Genomic DNA, 17851 nt, shown 5'->3' with positions numbered 1-17851 from the left:
GCCATGATTGACGATCCCTTCAGCGAACCCGATGACACCGACAAGACCGTGATCCGGCCCAATCCCGGCGGACGGCGGAGCCCGGCCGCGGCACCGAGCCCGACCCCGGCGGCCGAGCCCGCGCCGGTCGCGCCCGCTGCGGCGGGTCAGGATGCGTTCGGCGTGCCGACCCCTTCTGCCGGCGCTCAGGCCGCGCGCCCCTCTGGCGGCGAGGCCGAAGAGCTGGTGATGACCGGGATGAACCGGCTCAACGCCTGCGCGTCGCCCCTATTCTCGCTGATCAGCCGGATCGGCAACCGGGCGCAGCATCTCGATCCCGATAAGCTGCGGCAAAGCGTGGTGGCCGAGGTCCGCGCCTTCGAGAACCGCGCCCTGCAGGCGGGCATTCCGGCGCAGACCGTCAAGATTGCCCGCTACGCGCTCTGCGCCGTTCTCGACGACGTGGTTCTCAACACCCCCTGGGGCGGCCAGTCGAGCTGGGGGCTGCAGTCGATGGTCGGCACCTTCCATCGTGAGACGGTGGGCGGCGACCGGTTTTTCGATCTGCTTGCGCGGCTGGAAAAGGAGCCCGCGAACAACCTCGAACTTCTCGAGTTCATCTACATGTGTCTGTCCCTCGGCTTCGAGGGGCGGCTCCGGGTGGAGCAGGGCGGGCCGGACAAGCATCTGCAGATCCGCGGCGCGCTGGCGCGGCTGATCCGGGCGCAGCGCGGACCGGTCGAGCGCGACCTCGCGCCGAACTGGAAGGGGCTCGACCGGCCGTTCCGGGCGCTGTCGGCCTGGCGACTGGTCTGGATCGCGCTCGGCGTGACCGGGGTGATCCTGACCGCGCAATACATCGGCCTGTCCTTCGCGCTGGCCAACCGGTCGGAGAACCTGACCGGGCAGTTCTCGGTGATCGACGCCGGTCTACCGGCGGCGCTGGAACGGCGCGCGCCGCCGCCGCCACCGGCACCGCCCGCGCCGCCGGTCGAGGAAAAGCTGGTGAAGATCAGCAAGTTCCTTCAGCCTGAAATCGACGAGGGGATCGTCAAGGTGTTCCAGAAGGGCAACGTGCTGACGATCCGCCTCAGCGGTTCGGGCATGTTCGGCTCGGGCTCCGACGCGCTGCAGCCGGACTTCGTGGCCCCGGTGGAGCGGGTGGCGAACGCGCTGAACGACGAGCCGGGACCGATCATCATCGCCGGCCATTCCGACAATGTGCCGATCCGCTCCTCGCGGTTCCCGTCAAACATGCACCTGTCGCTCGCGCGGGCAAAATCGGTGATGCAATCCATGGCCAAGACACTCACGGATCCCTCGCGCCTCAGCGCCGAAGGCCGCGCCGACGCGGAACCAATCGCCGACAATGCCACCGCGGAGGGCCGGGCGGCCAACCGCCGGATCGAGATCCTCCTCGTGCAGGAGCAGGGCTGATGGTTCGCAAGATTCTCTACCTCGTCTTCCTGTCGATCTACTCGGCACTGTTCTTCGCCGCGCTCGTTCTCTCGGGGCTGGTGCTCTATTTCGGCCCCTTCCTCGGGACGTCCGAGTGGCGGCCGCTCGACAGCCTGACCAGCCGCCTCGTGGCCAGCGCCGCGATCTTCGTCGTCTTCGGCCTGATCATGCTGACGATCTTCCTCGTCCGACGCCGGCGCGAGAAGAAGATGACCGAGGAGATCGCCGAGACGGTCGACACGAGCGAGGACGTTGCGACCTCGGAGATCGCCGAGCTCCGCGGCAAGCTCAAGGCGGCGATGTCGTCGCTGCGCAAGTCCAAGGGCGGCCGGCGTCACCTCAACGAGCTGCCCTGGTATGTGATGATCGGCCCGCCGGGCGCCGGGAAGACGACGGCGATCGTCAATTCGGGCCTGCAGTTCCCGCTTGCCGGCGAGATGGGCAAGACCGCGATCGGCGGCGTCGGGGGCACGCGCAACTGCGACTGGTGGTTCACCAACAACGCCGTCCTGATCGATACCGCCGGGCGCTACACGACCCAGGAAAGCGACGCCCAGATCGACAACGCCGCCTGGCTCGGCTTCCTCAGCCTTCTGAAGAAGTACAGAAAGCGCCAGCCGATCAACGGGGCGATGGTCGCGATCAGCCTCTCGGACCTCCTGCTGCAGGACGAGCAGACCCGCGCCGAGCACGCCAAGGCGGTGCGGCGCCGGCTCAACGAACTGCGCGAGAAGCTCGGCGTCCGCTTTCCGGTCTATGTGCTCTTCACCAAGGCCGACCTGATTGCCGGCTTCACCGAGTTCTTCGACCATCTCGGCAAGGAGGATCGCGAACAGGTCTGGGGATTCACCTTGCCGCTCGACAGCGCCAAGGCCGAGGTCGCGCCGGTGGCGCGGTTCGACGAGGAGTTCGCCGGCCTGCTGGAGCGGCTGAACGCCCAGTCGCTGGAACGGATGCAGACGGAAACCGACCGCCAGCGGCGCTCGCTTGTCGCGGGCTTCCCGGCGCAGGTCGCCTCGATGCGCCGGGTCGCGCGCGATTTCCTCAACGAGACCTTCCAGGACAACCGCTACGAGCAGCGCCACCTCCTGCGCGGGGTCTATTTCACCTCCGGCACCCAGGAAGGCACGCCGATCGACCGGCTGATGCTGTCGATGGCGCGGACCTTCGGCATCGGCCGGCAGGCGATCGGCAGCGGCAAGGGCTCGGGCCGGTCGTTCTTCCTGACACGACTCTTCGAGCAGGTGATCTTCCCCGAAGCCGGGCTGGTCTCGGCCGATGACAAGGTCGAGCGTCGCTACAAGATCACCAAATGGGCGGCGATTGCCGCAACCGTCGTCATTGCCGCAACAATCGGAACGCTGCTGGTGCGCAGCTTCCTCGGCAACAGCGCGCTGATCGCGGAGGCGCAGGACAAGATCGATGCCTATCAGGCCGCCGCGGCGACCCTGCCGCCAAGCCCGATCGGCGACACCGACCTGCCGCCGGTCGTCGACGCGCTGAACATCCTGCGCGACATGCCGGCCAACCCCGCGCTTTCCGATCCCGAGCCGGAGGGAAGCCTGAGATACGGCCTCTACCAGGGCGAGGTCGTCGGCACCGCCGCGGCGCAGACCTACCGCGCGGCGCTGAACCAGCGGTTCCTGCCGCGGCTCCTGCTCCGGCTCGAAGACCAGATCAGCGCCAACATGAACAATCCCGACGTGCTCTACGAGGCGCTGAAGGTCTACCTGATGCTTGGCCTCGAAGGGCCGATGAACGCCGATCTGGTCCGCGAATGGATGAACATCGACTGGACGGTCTCGTATTCCGGGCCGGGGCGCGAACAGCTTCGCGCCGATCTCAACGACCACCTGACGGCGCTGCTCGGCCAGCCGATGCAGAAGATCGAGCTAAACGGGCCGCTGGTCGACCAGGTGCAGGGCGTGCTCTCCGAGATGCCGCTGGCGCAGCGCGTCTACAACGGCATCATTTCCAGCGCATCGGCCACCCAGCTGCCGGAATGGCGGCTGTCCGATGTCGGTGGCCCGGCGGTGTCGCGGGTGCTGGTGCGGTCGTCGGGCAAGCCCCTCACCGAGGGGATCGAGGGGATCTTCACCTATGACGGGTTCCACAACGTCTTTCTCGGCGAGGCGCTGGGCGTGGCCAAGCGCATCCAGAGCGAGAGCTGGGTCCTCGGCGCGCGTGGCGAGGCGGAGCAGACCGAGCAGGCGCTCGCCAAGCTCAGCCGCGACGTCCTGAACCTCTATTACAACGATTATGTCGGCCGCTATGACGCGCTGCTCGGCGACATCGACATCATTCCGATGGAAAGCCTCAGCCATGCGGTGGAGGTGACCAACGTCCTGTCGGGGCCGACCTCGCCGATCGTCAATATCCTCGAGTCAATTTCGGAGGAAACCAAGCTGGCCGAACAGCGCGGCCTCTTGGCGAACTCGGAGCTGTCCGAGGGGGTCTCCAACGTCGCGGGGATGGAGCTGCAGTCGAACGTGAGCATCCAGACGCAGATCCTGCTTGAGGCGCTGGCGCGGACGGCGACCGGCGAGGGTGGCGCACCGCCTCCGCCGCCGGGCGACTATGTCCAGCAGCGCTTCGCGTGGCTGCACCAGCTCGTGGCGCGGCCCGACGGGCAGGCCTCTCAGCTCGACGGGCTCATCCTCGCGCTGACCGAGGTCTACCAGGAGCTGAACAAGATGTCGTTCAGCGGCGTCGCGCCGGGCGGCGAGGGGGGTGGGGCGCTGATCCGCTTCCAGGAGCAGGCCGCGCGGATCGAGGGGCCGCTGCAACGCTGGTCGAAGCAGATTTCCGCGACCTCTTCGGGCATCACCGCCGGCGGCACGCGCGCTTCGATCAATGCCCGCTGGCAGGCCGGCGTCCTGCCTTTCTGCCAGCAGGTGACCGAGAACCGCTATCCGTTCAACCGCCGCGCCAGCGCCGACGTCGCGATGGCCGATTTCCAGCGGCTGTTCGGGCCGGGCGGGCTGATCGACGCGTTCTTCCAGGAAAACCTGGTGGCGCATGTCGATGTCAGCACGCGGCCCTGGACCTGGAAGCGCGTGAACGACGCGGACCTCGGCATCTCGCAGGCGGTGCTGGAGCAGCTGCAGAACGCCGCCCAGATCCGCGACGCCTTCTTCGGCGGCGGCGCCAATCCGGCGGTGCAGTTCCAGATCACCCCCGAGGCGCTCGACCCCAAGGCCAAATCGGTGCTCCTCGAAATCGACGGCCAGAACGTCGCGTTCGCGCATCGCGGCGGCTTGCCGACGCCGATGGCGGTCACCTGGCCGGGGCCGGTCGGGCTCGCGCGGGTCAGTTTCGAACCGGCGCAGTCGCAGACCGAAAGCGTGATGTCGCGCGACGGGCCCTGGGCGCTCTTCCGCCTCTTCGACGCTGCCGAGGTGCGGCGCACGAATGTCTCGGACCGCAAGCGGGTGATCTTCAACATCGGCGGCCGGATCGCGATCTTCGAATTGCAGTCGGGTTCGGTCCTCAACCCGTTCTCGCTGCCGGCGCTGGGCAAGTTCAGCTGCCCCGGCTCGTTCTGACGATGGCGGCGGGGTTCGGCGCATTCGGCAAGATGCCGGCGGCGGGGGACTTCATCCGCGCCGGTACGCCGCCCGGCTTCGTGGCGGCGTGGGACGCCTGGCTTCAGGGCGGTATGCTCGACTGCCAGCAGGCCTTCGGCGCCGCTTGGGATGCGGCGTTCATGTCGGCGCCGATCTGGCGTTTCGGCATCTCAGGCGGGCTCGCCGGGCCGCAGCCGGCGACGGGCGTGCTGATGCCGTCGGTTGACCGGGTCGGGCGGCGCTTTCCGCTGACCTTGGTCGCGGCGCTGCCTGCCGGGGCCGACGTGGTCGCGGGGCATTTCCTGAACGAGGCGCTCTTCGGCCGGCTCGAGGATCTCGCGCTGGCCACGCTCGACGACCTGGGCCGTCCGGCGCTTGAGGAGGCGCTCGCAGTGCTTCCCGCGCCGGTGGTGGCCTCAGGCGCCAGGTTGACGCAGGGGCGGGGGCAGACGGTGACCTTCCGCTACGATCCGAATGGCGGGTTTGCCGGGACGCTTCTGGACGGCCGCTTTGCCCATCCCAGCATCTGGAGCACCGAGATCGACGGCGTGGCCCATGTCATGGTTTGCGACGGCCTTCCTCGGGGGCCCGACATGCAGGCGCTGATGAGCCTGAACGCCGCAATCTGGACCGAAGCGAGGCCGATACCATGACCACAGGGCGGGTGCGCTACAGCGCGCGGACACATGTCGGGCTGAAGCGCCCGGTCAACGAGGACTCGATCCTGGCGCTGCCCGACGAGGAACTCTGGCTCGTTTCGGACGGGATGGGCGGGCATGACGCCGGCGACTATGCCAGCCGGCTGATCGCCGATCTGGTGGCGACGATCGAGCCCGGACTGCTGCCATCGGACCGGATGCACGCGCTCCGGGCGCTGATCCAGAAGGCACATGGCATCATCCAGGAGACCGCCGTCGAGCGCGGGGTGGAGACGATCGGCGCGACGGTGGTGAGCCTGATGCTGGCCGACGGGCATTTCGTTGCGCTTTGGGCCGGCGACAGCCGCCTTTACCGGCTGCGCGACGGCGCGATCCAGATGCTCAGCCGCGACCATTCGCTGGTGGCCGAACTGGTCGAGGCTGGCCACATAAGCTGGGACGAGGCCGAACGCCTTCCCCAGTCGAATGCGATCACCCGCGCGGTGGGCGTGGGCGACGAACTGGTTCTCGACAAGGTCCGCGGCGACGCCCAGCCCGGCGACCGGTTCCTCCTATGCTCCGACGGGCTGACGAAATACGCGACCTTCGCCATGCTCGAGAAGGTACTGCGGGAAGCCCCGATCGAAACGATCTCGGACCGGCTGGTGCAGATCGCCCTCGACGGCGGCGGGGCCGACAACATCAGCGTCATCGTCGTCGATATCGGCTGAGCCCGCCGCCCGTTACTGGGTCACGGTTGTCAGGATCCGGCTGTCGAGCGAATAGATCCGCGTCTCCACGTTCCGGCTCTGGTCGCGCAGGGCTTCCGCGTAGCCCGAGGCGCTTTCGGTCGTCGGCCGCAACTGCTTGAAGAGCGGGCCACTGGACCGGATCACCACGATCTTGCTTTCACCGAGCGTGCTGTCGTCGACCCGGAAGGCGAGCCCCTTGCCAGCGCCGCTTTCCGCGACCGTGTAGGCGACCCGCACCGGGACCGTGCCCGACTGCTCGCCGCGCAGCGCCGCGACCGAATTGTCGGTCCGGCCGATGTTGGGCAGCAGGTGGAAGACGTTGCCTGACACGTCGAGGATCGAGACCGAGAGATAGCCGTCGGTGACATCGTCAGGCAGCAGCACGTCGATCACCGGATTCTCGCCCACGACGAAGTCGCCAGAGGTGTTCTCCTCTCCGCCCTTGTCACCGAAGCCGAGCCGGATGCCAATGTCGCTCGGCGGCGCCTTGGGCAGGTAGTTTTCGATCAGGCACAGGGTGGGATTCAGCAGTTCGGCGTCGAGCGCTACCTGACGCTCGCCCGCCGCGGCCTTGAGCGCGGCCGCCAGCGCGTCGCGCTGACCGGCGCCGGAGATCGTGCCCGCCACCCGGATCGCCGCGTCCGCGCCATAGCCGGTCGCGGGCGCATCGACCAGTTTGAGCGGCCCACAATCGGAGAACTGCGAGAGGATCGGCTTCAGCACCTCGGCGCTGAGAACCGGCGCGATATAGGCGATCTCCGGCGTGCCCTCGAGCCCGCCCGGAAGCCCGCCCTCAAGGGCGCTCATGATCTGGTCATGGACGTCGCGGCTCGACGTCCGGCCGCTCAGCCGCACCGCGCGGTCGTTGACCTCCATCTGCCAGCCGTCGAGGCCGCCTGCCATCGCGACGAGGTCGAGAACCCCGCCGGCCCAGCCTTCGCCGATCGCGTCCGACGAGGCGAGCGTCACCTGGGCGGTCCCGCCCTCCTGCGCGGCGAGCCGTTCGAGCGATTGCTTCATCTCCTCGGACGGCGCATAACCGGAAACGTTGAGCGGTGCGCCCGCGCGTTTGACGAGCGTCAGCGTGAAGGGCGACACCGCCGCGTAGCGCGGCCCGAAGACGCCGGCGAAATAGGCGCCGCCGGCGCCGGCCAGCGCAAGCACCACCAGAAGAACAGCGATGAGCGGGCCGCGCGACCCGCTGCGCGCGGGCTCCGCCTTGGCGGGGCGGCTCGGGCCGGGTTCGGCCGCGACCCCGGCGAATTCCTCGCGCACTTGCTGCCTCGGGGCGATCACCGTCTTGTCGTCGCGGTCGTCCGCAGGGCCGGGCACCGGCGCGCGACCGCCGCCCGGCAGCGCGGTGAGAAGCTCGGCGGCGCTTTGAAAGCGGCTGCCGGGATCGGGATGGGTCATGCGCGCGAGGATGGCCCGCAACGGCTCCGGCACGCCGTCGAGATCGAGTGGCTTGGCCTTGTTCTGTACGACCTCCATCGGGTTCTTGCCGATCGAGGGGGACTTGCCGCGGAAACAGGCCAGAAGCAGTGCGCCGAGCGAATAGATGTCGGTGCGCGCGTCGGTCTTCCCGGCGAGCTGTTCCGGCGCGGCATAGGCGTACTTGCCGGCGAATTCGTTGCCGACGATGGTTTCCGCGCCCGGATTTGTGTCCTTGGCGATGCCGAAGTCGATGATCACCGCCTCGGCCGGATTGCCGCCACGCAGGATGATGTTGTCGGGCGAGAGATCGCGGTGGACGATGTTGCGGGCATGGGCGGCCTTCAGGCCCTCGGCAACCCGACGGCAGACAACGAGCACGTCCTCGGCCGACATCGGCCCTTCCTTGAGCTTGCGGTCGAGCCCCGGCCCGTCGACGTAGTCCATCAGGAGATAGACATGACCGTCGGGTGTACGGTGGTTCTCCGAATAGCGGACCACTGCATCGTGGCGGATCTCGCGGATCTCCTCCTCGCGCTTCAGGAGCGTGAGGTAGTCGTCATTGCCGGAAAACTCCGACTTCAGCACCTTGATCGCCACCAGACGTCCCGAGATCTCGCTACGGGCGCGGTAGACGTCGGACACGCCGCCCCGCCCCAGGAGCGCCTCGATCCGGTAGGTGTTGTTCACCAGGTCGCCGGGTTTGAAGAGATCACCGGGGCGTGCGTCGGTCATGGCTCCCCCTACAGGTTGAAGAGTGGCAGGGGCAGGGCGTCAGCTGAGCGCCTGGAATTCGACGCGACGGTTTTCCTCGCCTGCGGGGTCATCGGCGTTCAGGGGTGTGCTTTCGCCCATGCCGATCGCCTGCAGCCGCTCCGGCGCGACGCCGCAGCCGACCAGGTGGCGCTTGATCTCCTCGGCGCGCAGGAGCGACAGCGCCTCGTTGTACTCGTCCGAACCGGAACTGTCGGTATGGCCGACGATCTGGAACAGCTGGACGTCGACCGATTTCATCACCTCGCACATCGTCACGAGCCTCGGCTTCTGATCCTCGCGGAGCGCGGCGGAGTCGAAATCGAACGAGATGTTCAGATAGACCTGCTCGTCGGCGGCGACGGGCTGGTACTGCGGGGCGGCAACGACCTGCGTGGTCTCGGTGGCTGCCGGCTCGGTGGTTGCCGGATCGGTGGCGACCACGGTCTCCCCGCTGGTCGCGGCGTCTGTCCCCGCCGCCGTTTCACCCGCCGCGGCTTCGTCCGCAGGCACTAGGACGAGGCCGCGCGTCTTCTGCTTTTCGAAGGCGTCGATGATTTCGTCGGCCGTCATGTCGTCGGCACTCTGCGCCGCTGCGGACGAGGCGGAAAAAACGGTCGCGGCCAGCACGAGCGCAAGAGATCCCCGAAAGGCTTTCATGTTCGATATCCACGCGTTGAGCTTAAATTCGCTCCAACCCTAGCGCAGCGGTCCCCGCGTCACAATAAGTTTGATGGGGCGGGGGAGGGTATTGCTCCGGCTTGAAACCCGGCCATCGAACCGGCTTAATGGCGGCACCCGGCCGACCCGGCCTGTCATTGTTCCGGCTTGTCTCATGCGTCTCCTGCCCGCCATCATTATCGCGATCGCCATTGTGCTGGCGCCGGTCCTGTGGTTCGCGCTGCCGAAGCTGTTCGAGAACCCGGAAGACTTTCAGGGGACGGCGATCGATTCCGGCGCGCGGATCGACATCGAGATGCTGAGCCAGCAGGTCGAGGACCTCGGCAACCGGGTCGAGCAGCTCGACGAGGCGGTGCGCAATCTCGGCATGCGCGGCGCGACCGACGGCATGCAGGGCGGCGCGCTCGATCCGTCGCTGGAGGAGCAGCCGGTGCCGTCGGGTCCGAACGAGATCATCGACGCCTATGCCCAGGTTGTACTGATCGCCAACCGGCTCAAGGTGAACGACGGGCTGCTTCTGGCCGATCCCGGGTTTCTCGTGCAGAACTTCGGCCTGCCGCGCGAGGATCTGACCGACCAGTGCCAGGACATGACCAATCCCCGGCTATCGGCCAAACTTGTGACCGAAAACGTCGGACCGATCACCGTGCGGATGCTGAAGCCGGCGATCGATTCCCTGCGGACCGTGTTCGACAATGTGCGCAAGACCGATCCCGATCTCTATGACCGGCTCAGCACCGCCGGCTCGCTCTGCGTGCGGCTGATCCGCGGCTCCGCCAACCGCGCGTCGAGCCATGCCTACGGGCTTGCCGTCGATCTGAACGTCGACGGCCGGCTCGACACGCTGGGCGATGGCCGCACGCAGTTAGGCCTGACGATCATGGCGGATTTCTTCAAGGCGGAGGGCTGGCTCTGGGGTGCGGCCTGGCAGCGCGAGGATTCGATGCATTTCGAGGTCAGCCGCCAGAAGCTGCAGGAATGGATCGACGCCGGCAGCCTTTGAGGCGCGGAGCTCAGTTCACCAGAACCTCGGCGGTGAACCCGCCATTGCGCCAGCGCTCCAGGGCGGCGGTGAAGTTCGGGCCGGGCAATCCGTCGACCGTGCTTTCGTAGTAGCCGGCGGCCTTCAGACGTTCCTGCACCGCGGTGATCGTCTCGCGCGACCAGTCGCCGGCATATTCGGTCAGCGCCGACAGGACCGCCCCGCGGTCCTCCGCCGCGCCCCGGAGCAGCATGTTGGCTGCCTTGGCCGGATCGCGCGGCACGCCGCGCCCCTCGTCCAGAAGCACCGCCGCCGCCCGGTAGCCGTCATATTCGCCGTCGCGCGCCGCGCTCTCGAAATAGGCGAGCGCATCCTGCGGGCTGTCGACGACGCCATCCTGCGCCAGCACCCCGAGGTTGTAGCGGGCCTTGGGTGAGCCTTCCGACGCCGCCCGCTTCAGGAGCGTGATTGCCCGCGCCTCGTCCTTGGGCAGGCCCGCGCCCTGGAACAGGCTGACCGCGAGGTTGATCATCGCGTCGGTGCTGCCGGCCTCGGCCGCCTTCTCGTAAAGCGCCAGCGCGCCGGCCGGGTCGGCCGGCATGGCGGTGCCGCTTTCCATCAGCTGGGCAAGGCTGACCATCGCGCGCAGGTCGCCCTGCGCCGCGGCGCTGCGATAGAGCTGGGCGGCGCGCTCCATGTCGCCCGAGGCCGCGGTCGCGCGGGCCAGGAGCGCGACGTAATGCGGCAGTTCGGGCGATTGCGCCACCGCGGCGCTGCAGGCCTGCACCGCCGCAAGCGCGTTGCGCTGCAGCCGTTCGTAGGGCACCCCGGCATTGCCGGCGGTCGCGTCGCGGGGATGGGTCGTCAGGCGCTCGCAGATGCCGCCCGGCGTCGCATCCTCGGCCCGCGGGATCACCTGCAGCAGTTGCTGGGCCTGCGCGACATGGGCGCCCTCGGGGTACTGGTTGATGTAGAATTCGAGCAGGGGCCGCATCCGGTTGCGGCGGGCGAGGTTCCACAGCCGCTCGGCCTGCTCGTCCGCATCGCCGAGGCCCACCGTGCGCGTCCTCGTGCCGGTCTGTTCCGCGTCGAGAAAGGCGACCACGTCGTCGACATGGGAGCCTTGCGGGTAGCGGTCGACATAGAGCTGCATGAGCTGCGGATCGCCGGCATCCGCGGCCACCTGCCACAGCAGCGTCTCCTCCGAAGCGGTCACCGGGCGGTTGTCGAAGCGGAACTGCCGCGTCAGCGACGAGTTTTCCCAGGGGATCTGCCGCCCGCCGGTCGCGGCCAGCACGTCGCGGCGCACCGCGATCATGAGGTCGGCAATGTCCTGCCCCGGCGTGTAGATATGGTTCAGCATCGCCTCGGTGAAGAAGCTGTTCCGCCCGGTGCCGTCATAGGCGACGTTGTCGGGCTGGGTGGCATAGGCGAAGAGGAAATCGGCGGCCGTGCCCACCCGCGCGAGGCCATTGCCGCCACCCGGAACAGATTGCAGCGCCGCGCCGAAGGGGTTGTCGCGGCAGGCATCGAGGAAGACAAGCTTCAGCCCCTTCGACTGTTCGAGCGCCTGAAGCACCGTGCCCAGAGGGGTGGTTTGCGACGCGACGTCCTCGGCGCCGGCGATCGCCGCGTCCGTTGGCACGAGGTAGTTCTGCCCGCCGACCTGGAAGCCGTGCCCGGCATAGTAGAAGATCGCGGCATCCGCGTCTTTCGCCGCCTCGGAGAACCGGGCGGCGGCGTCGGCCATCTCGGAATGGGTCAGGTCGTTGCCGAGGATCACCTCGAAGCCGAGCCCTTCGAGCGCAATCGCGATGTCGGACGCGTCGTTAACGGGATTTTCCAGCGATCCGACATGCTGGTAGTTGGAATTGCCGACGATCAGCGCGACCCGTTCAGCGGCCAGCGCGGCGCTGGACGAGACCAGCACCACAAGGACGGCCAGTCCGGCCATCGATCGCACCAACCTTCGCATTCCTCTCTCCGGTCAGAGCCCGACGGCCCGCGACAGCTCGATCCCGACGCTGTCGACCGCCGCGGCGATCGTCACGATCTGCTCGCGCTGCAGGTTCGCAAGCTCGGGGTCGTCGGCCCGGACCAGGCGGATCGCCTTGCGGATCTCGGTCGACGCGGTATCGATCGCCGTCCGTGCCTCGTTGATCGCATCCGTGCGGATCGCTTCGCGTTCGGCATCGGTCGTCGCCGAGGCGAGGCGCTGTTCGGCGCGGGCCCGTGCCTGATCGACTCCTGCCCGCGCATCCTGCACGATCCGGGCCACATTCTCCAGCCCCGGCGGCAGGTCGGTCGACAGCTTGTCGAGCTCGTTGGCGAAGTCGTTCAACGCATCCGACAGGCAGGCGAGGTAGCGCGACACGTCGGAATCGCTTTCCGCGCAGCTCTGGGCTGCGATCTCGAGCGTGGTGGCGACGTCCTGGACCTTGGACAGGGTTTCGCCGGCCTTGCCCGGGGTCGATGTCACGAGCGTCGTCCCGGTGTCCGTCGGAAGCGACGGGGTGCCGGTGATCGTGTCGGTCGGGTTCGGCAGGGTGAACACCACCGGCGGGGGCGGCGGCGGAGGCGGCGTCAGGGTCGGGGGTGTCGGCGTGGGCGGGGGCGGCAAGATCGTCGCGGTCCCCGGCAGATCCACGACGCGGAAGTTCGGACCGGTCGAACTCGAGAGCGAGGTCGTCGCCAACGTGAAGGTCTGTGGCCCCGGGCTGGTCCCCGAGAAGTTGAGTGCGCTGAACAGCGGGCCGGTATTCAGGCTGTTGCCGGGCAGATCGAACACGTAGAGGGAGGGGCCGCCCGAATAGGTGCCGGTGGTGGTCGCGCTTCCGGTTTGGCCGAACGGCACGACGACCGGATCCGGCCGGGCATAGATGACCGGGCTCGTCGTGTAGTTGACCGGGTAGAACCCGGTATCTCCAGGCGCCCAGACATTGGTGAAGTTCCACCCCCGCGCGGAGCCAAGCGAGACGAAGGTCGCAGTGGTCTGGAAGTCCGACGTGTTCAGCGCCGTGCCGTAGGCGCTCGTCGCCAGGCCCGAGCTTTGCCGGTCCCAGAAATTCGACGCGGCGCCGGTGGGCAGAAGCGAGGCGCTCCCGGCGAAACCGCCAACAGTCCTGAAGGCATCGCCGCTGGCTGTGGCGCTGCCGATCGAGTAGGAGCGGCTCACCTCGCCCGCGCTGAGCCCAACGAAGCCGCCGGCGTTGACCGTGACCTGCGGTCCGACATTGCTCGTCACGGCGACGTCGCCATGGGCATAGGAATCGCTGATCGTGCCGCCGCTGGTCTGGCCGACGAAGCCGCCGGCCGAGATCGTCGTCACCGGCTCGATGTTGTTCACGGTCACGTCGCCGAGCGCGTGCGAACGGACGATGGTGCCGTCGTTGAATCCAACGAACCCGCCGATGTTGTAGTCGCTCGAGAAGGAGATGAACGGGTCGATGCTCGCGCCGACGCTCACGTCGGCGATGCTGTCGCCGATCGTTCCGCTGTTGCTGCCAACAAGGCCGCCAACCCGTCCATCATTGCCAAGGATTGTGCCTTCCGCCCAGACGTTGAAGATCGTGCCCGCGTTCGACCCGGCGAGCACGCCGGTCCAGGCGCCGGTCACGTCGGCCCCGGTCAGGAGAAGATCGTGGACCGTGCCTGTCGAGGTGATCGAAGCGAAGAGGCCCGCGTCGTTGTAGCCTTCGCCGTTGAACGTGTCGATGAACAGACCGTCGATCGTGTGACCATTGCCGTCGAGCGTTCCGCCGAAGTCGAAGATCGGTTCGAAACCGGCGCTGCTGCCCCCGAAGGGGAAGGTCCAGGCGCCGGTGCTGTTGGCGTCGATATTGTTCGCGAGGATGTAGCTTGAGTTGTTCATGCCGCTCGAGCCGACGCCCTGCAGACCGTAGACATCGGTCAGCTGGTAGGGATTGGCCGCCGACCCGTCGCCGCCGAGCGCCCGCAGGAAGGACGCCGAGAAGGAGATGAAGAAGTTGTCGGCCGAAAACGCCGGAAGCGTCGCGCCGACCTGCTGCCAGGCGCCGCTTAAAAGCCGGAAATCGGCGACGTTGATCGCGCCGCCGGAGCCGGTGAAGATCGAGCCCGCCGCATCGAGCTCGAGGATGCCGTTGGCCGCGTTGATCGCGCCGTTGAGGATGATGTTGTTATCGGCAATCAGCGCGAGCGTGGTCGCCGCGGTCCAGTCGATCGACGCGTTGATGGTGATATTGCCGACGTCGGGTCCGCTGGGATTGGCCGTGTCGAGCGTGACATCACCGAGGTTCAGCTGCGCCTCGAGCGTCGCCTCGGCGATTGTGCCGGGCACGGAGATGTCGTCGGGGTCCAGCCACAGCATGCCCCAGCTTCCCGCCGGCGCGCGCAGATCGGCGATGCCGTTGTAGCGGAGCCGTCCGGCGCTCGACACCTCGACGAAACCGCCGTCGCCGCCGCTCGCACCGCCGCGCGCCGAAAACCGCGCGCTGGCATCGGTGAACAGGTCTGACCAGAGGACGATCCGCCCGCCGTCCCCCACCTTTGTCGCATCGGCGCGGATCACCGTGTCGGCGTCGGCCGTCACCGTCTGGGCATGGGGCAGGGCGCCGGCGCCGCCGAAGTCGCCGCCGATGCGGATCGTGCCGCCGCCCTCCGGGCCGCTCGCGTCTATCTGCGCGCCGTCCAGAACGATCCGGGCGCCGGTCACGGTGATCTCGCCGCCTTGGGCCGGCCGCTCCGGCGGCCGCGGAGAGCTGTCGAGCGCCGCGGTCGAAACCCGGCCGGTGACGGTGACGGTACCGCCGCTGCCGCCCCCGAGCATGATCACGCCGTCGCGCACGCTGACCGAGGTCGCCTCGGCCACGCCCGACATGTTGATTGCGTTGCGCGCCGCGTCGCGCGCAGTGGCGGCCAGCATCTCGATCCGGCCGCCCTCGGCCGTCACCGTGCCGCTGTTGACGATGAGCGCCTCGCCGTCGCCGTCATCGGCCGAAGGCAGCGCGACCTGCAGGAACCGGTCGCCGCTGAGATCGAGCGTCGCGCGCTCTCCCGCGCCGAAGCCCACCCGCCCAAGTGGCACGCTCACCACGCCCGAATTCTCGACCCGGCCGCCCAGAAGCGCGGCGTAGCCGCCCTGGCCGATCGTGATCCGCCCGGCATTCGTGACCTTGGCCGACGCGCCGTTGCCCGAGAATTTCAGGCGGCCCGCCATGAAATCCTCGTCGTTGATGTCGAGGGTCGAGCCGACGAACCCGGAGCTGCTGATCCGGCCGCTCGGGCCGATGAAGATGCCGTTGGGGTTGACCAGGAATACCTGGCCGTTGGCGTTCAGCTGGCCGTGGATATCGCTGCTTGCTCCGCCGGTCACCCGGTTCAGGATCGCGCTGCCGGTCCCGGGCTGGTTGATCGTGACCTGCGCGTTCTGGCCGATCGAGAAGCCCTGCCAGTTGACGATGGCATTGCCGCTCGACTGGTTGATGATCATGTTCTGGGCGTTCGGCGTCGCGATCGCGGCGGAGCCTTGGACCACTGTGCCGCCCGTCGGCAGTTGTTCGGCCGCGGCCGGCAGCGCCGCGGCCAGCATCACGGCCGTTAGCGCGGTGGTCTGGCGCAGCCGGCGTCTAGAAGCGGAAGTTCCCGGAAATGCTGAACCGTTCGCCATCGGGTCCGCCATCGTTCCGTTCTCCTCTGCCAAATTCGACCCGCATGAAACTGGAGCGGTATCTCGACTCCGTATTCGAAATGAGATCCATGCCGATGCCGTAGGCATGGGCCCGGACATGAGCTGACTCGACCGCGCTGGGCTGTTCCAGCGACACCTCGCCAGTGCCGGCGAAGATGTTGGGGCTGAGCGTGATCGGCCTGCCTGCAATGGTGACGTCGCGCGCGGTCGCGAGTTCGGCCCGCACCACCCAGCCGCTGTCGCCGCGAAGCTCGCCGGAATCGAAGGTCGACAGCTCGCGCGCGCCGACGATGCTGAACTGTTCCGCCGTCAGCAGCGGGTCGCCGAACGCGGACTGGAACCGCCCGGCCAGCGACAGCGAGAGGTTCTCGACCAGCGCACGCTGGTGATAGAACGACCCGGTAAGCTTCGAGAACTCCGCATCCGCACCCTGCCGCGACAGCGGCGTGCCCGCGCCGACGTCCGACAGCGTCCGGGCGCCCAGGATGTCCACGCCGCGCGACAGGAACGCGCCGACTTCCGAGAAGGCGCCATCATCATGGGTATGGGAGAGACTTCCCCCGAGCCGCAGGATGCTGGCTTCGTCGCGGTAGATCGGGAACCGGGTGCTGACGGCGATCAGGTCCTGGCTGTCCTCCTGATGGTCCAGCGCGAACTGGGCCGTCACGTTGGTCTGGCGGGTCCGGATGTAGGGATAGACCAGACGCACCGACTGTCGGTCAAAGTTGCTCCGCGTCGGTGTCAGTGGGGTGTCCGGCGTCGTGTCGCTGGCGGTCGCCTCGACGTTCAGGCTGAGGCCCGAGGTGCCGACCGGCACAACCGCGCCGAGCGCCGCGATGCGGTAGCGCGGATCGCTCGACAAGGCCAGTTCGGGCGAAAAGCTGAGACGGCCATAGATCGTCTCGCCGTAGCTGAACGGGCTGTTCAGTTCGATGCCGGCGTTCAGCGTCGGCGGCGAGAGATCGTCGCCCACGAAGTTGTCGAAGCCGAGAAAGCCGGTCACCTTCCGGAACTCGGGGTCGAGCGCGATGACCGTGCCGCCCGGCCGGTTGCCCGCCGCAAGCGCCGAGCCAAGCGCAACGCCAGAGACGTCGCCGGCAAGCAGGAGCTGGCGCTCCAGCTCCGCCATCGTGAGGCCGCTGCGGCCGACTAGCTTGCCGGTCAGCGCCTCGATCCGGGCGCGCACTTCGGGCGGCGCATTCGTCGTGTCGATGGCCTCGACATAGCCGTTGATCACCGTCACCTTGAGCGTGCCGTTGTCGCGCAGCGACTGCTGCGGAAGCACCACGCGGCTCAGGACGAAGCCGGCATTGGCATAGGCCTCTTCGAGCGCGGTGGTCGCCTCGAAGATTTCCGAGACCGGGATCGCGCCGCGGGTCAGGCGCGCGGTGAACGCGGTTTGCGCCGCCGCCATTTGCGGCAGGCCGCCTTCGATCGCCACGCCCGAAAGCGTCACCGAGATGCCCTCGGATCCCGGAGGCGCCTTCGTGCCTGGTTCGCCTGTGAAGACAACGGCACCGCTCAGGCGTTGCAGGGGAGGCTGGAAGCTTTCCGGCGTGACCTCGCTGGCGCTCTGCGCCGCGGCCGCGCCGGCGTCGATCGCCATGCCCACCGCCAGAACGGCGCCCAAAATCCGCCGTCCGCGCCACATGCCTAGGCCGTTGGCGGAACCTGTTGTCGGCATTCGCTCATAACCCCGTAGCACTTGGTTTTGGCACCAAAGTTTGGAAAATATTCTTCACCAATCATTACATTTGCCAATTTCATCAGCCGATCAACAGAAAAACGGGAGTTCGTCCCGGAGCGGCGTGCCGCCTTGGTTATCGGATGGGCTGTGTTGCAATTTGGGCGCAAGAGACCCGTGGCGTCACGGGCACTTGCCGCGGCATTCTAGATCGAAAGCGAAGCCCGCGATCGCATCTGCCGGAACGTGAGCTTCGCCT

The 17851-nt window shown here is 67.8% G+C and carries 10 protein-coding genes; 5 read left to right on the top strand and 5 right to left on the bottom strand.

Features of this window, described 5'->3' with window-relative positions; translation table 11 throughout:
- The first annotated feature begins 3 nt into the window (after positions 1-3).
- Genes tssL through OEZ60_RS17865 form a run of 4 tightly spaced genes read left to right on the top strand, consistent with a single transcriptional unit; the run spans position 4 to position 6372 of the window.
- On the top strand, positions 4-1416 hold the full coding sequence (gene tssL, locus OEZ60_RS17880) for a type VI secretion system protein TssL, long form (protein ID WP_263339168.1): 1413 nt from the start codon (positions 4-6) through the stop codon (positions 1414-1416).
- Entirely contained in the window at positions 1416-4982 is a 3567-nt protein-coding gene (gene tssM / locus OEZ60_RS17875) for a type VI secretion system membrane subunit TssM (protein ID WP_263339166.1), read from the top strand. The genes tssL and tssM overlap by 1 nt, the downstream gene beginning before the upstream one ends.
- Positions 4983-4984: 2 nt before the next feature.
- Positions 4985-5656, top strand: coding sequence for a type VI secretion system-associated protein TagF (gene tagF / locus OEZ60_RS17870; protein ID WP_263339164.1), 672 nt, complete (start codon positions 4985-4987; stop codon positions 5654-5656).
- Positions 5653-6372 (top strand): PP2C family protein-serine/threonine phosphatase, encoded by a 720-nt coding sequence (locus tag OEZ60_RS17865; RefSeq protein ID WP_263339161.1) that lies wholly within the window; start codon positions 5653-5655, stop codon positions 6370-6372. Before tagF ends, OEZ60_RS17865 begins: the two co-directional genes overlap by 4 nt.
- A 12-nt stretch (positions 6373-6384) precedes the next feature.
- Here the strand turns inward: OEZ60_RS17865 and OEZ60_RS17860 are convergent, their stop codons facing one another.
- Positions 6385-8559, bottom strand: a complete 2175-nt coding sequence (locus OEZ60_RS17860) for a serine/threonine-protein kinase (RefSeq protein WP_263339158.1) — start codon at positions 8557-8559, stop codon at positions 6385-6387.
- Between the two features lie 39 nt (positions 8560-8598).
- Positions 8599-9237 carry an OmpA family protein gene (locus OEZ60_RS17855; protein WP_263339156.1) on the bottom strand — a complete coding sequence of 213 codons (639 nt, stop codon included), beginning with the start codon at positions 9235-9237 and terminating at the stop codon, positions 8599-8601.
- A 175-nt stretch (positions 9238-9412) separates the two neighbouring features.
- On the opposite strand from OEZ60_RS17855, the gene OEZ60_RS17850 reads away from it, so the two are divergent.
- Complete coding sequence (locus tag OEZ60_RS17850; RefSeq protein ID WP_263339153.1) at positions 9413-10261, top strand: M15 family metallopeptidase; 849 nt, start codon at positions 9413-9415, stop codon at positions 10259-10261.
- Between the two features lie 10 nt (positions 10262-10271).
- Here OEZ60_RS17850 and OEZ60_RS17845 read toward each other — a convergent pair whose 3' ends face one another.
- The 3 genes from OEZ60_RS17845 to OEZ60_RS17835 are packed head-to-tail and all read right to left on the bottom strand — an operon-like array spanning position 10272 to position 17514.
- Entirely contained in the window at positions 10272-12194 is a 1923-nt protein-coding gene (locus tag OEZ60_RS17845) for a caspase family protein (RefSeq protein ID WP_263339151.1), read from the bottom strand.
- Positions 12195-12227: 33 nt separating this feature from the next.
- A complete protein-coding gene (locus OEZ60_RS17840) occupies positions 12228-15899 on the bottom strand; it encodes a two-partner secretion domain-containing protein (RefSeq protein WP_263339149.1) in 3672 nt (1223 codons plus the stop codon).
- Positions 15847-17514, bottom strand: a complete 1668-nt coding sequence (locus OEZ60_RS17835; RefSeq protein WP_263339147.1) for a ShlB/FhaC/HecB family hemolysin secretion/activation protein — start codon at positions 17512-17514, stop codon at positions 15847-15849. The genes OEZ60_RS17840 and OEZ60_RS17835 overlap by 53 nt, the downstream gene beginning before the upstream one ends.
- Between the last annotated feature and the right edge of the window lie 337 nt (positions 17515-17851).

It is taken from the genome of Albidovulum salinarum (assembly GCF_025673475.1).
GTDB classification, from domain to species: domain Bacteria; phylum Pseudomonadota; class Alphaproteobacteria; order Rhodobacterales; family Rhodobacteraceae; genus Albidovulum; species Albidovulum salinarum.
This window is presented reverse-complemented; position numbering and strand designations above follow the sequence as displayed.

Bases quoted from the DNA above. Each gene is read 5' to 3' on its own strand.
- OEZ60_RS17840 (WP_263339149.1), bottom strand. From the start codon at position 15,899: ATGGCGGACCCGATGGCGAACGGTTCAGCATTTCCGGGAACTTCCGCT.
- OEZ60_RS17835 (WP_263339147.1), bottom strand. From the start codon at position 17,514: ATGGCGATCGACGCCGGCGCGGCCGCGGCGCAGAGCGCCAGCGAGGTC.
- tagF (WP_263339164.1), top strand. From the start codon at position 4,985: ATGGCGGCGGGGTTCGGCGCATTCGGCAAGATGCCGGCGGCGGGGGAC.
- OEZ60_RS17865 (WP_263339161.1), top strand. From the start codon at position 5,653: ATGACCACAGGGCGGGTGCGCTACAGCGCGCGGACACATGTCGGGCTG.
- tssL (WP_263339168.1), top strand. From the start codon at position 4: ATGATTGACGATCCCTTCAGCGAACCCGATGACACCGACAAGACCGTG.
- OEZ60_RS17850 (WP_263339153.1), top strand. From the start codon at position 9,413: ATGCGTCTCCTGCCCGCCATCATTATCGCGATCGCCATTGTGCTGGCG.
- OEZ60_RS17855 (WP_263339156.1), bottom strand. From the start codon at position 9,237: ATGAAAGCCTTTCGGGGATCTCTTGCGCTCGTGCTGGCCGCGACCGTT.
- OEZ60_RS17845 (WP_263339151.1), bottom strand. From the start codon at position 12,194: ATGGCCGGACTGGCCGTCCTTGTGGTGCTGGTCTCGTCCAGCGCCGCG.
- OEZ60_RS17860 (WP_263339158.1), bottom strand. From the start codon at position 8,559: ATGACCGACGCACGCCCCGGTGATCTCTTCAAACCCGGCGACCTGGTG.
- tssM (WP_263339166.1), top strand. From the start codon at position 1,416: ATGGTTCGCAAGATTCTCTACCTCGTCTTCCTGTCGATCTACTCGGCA.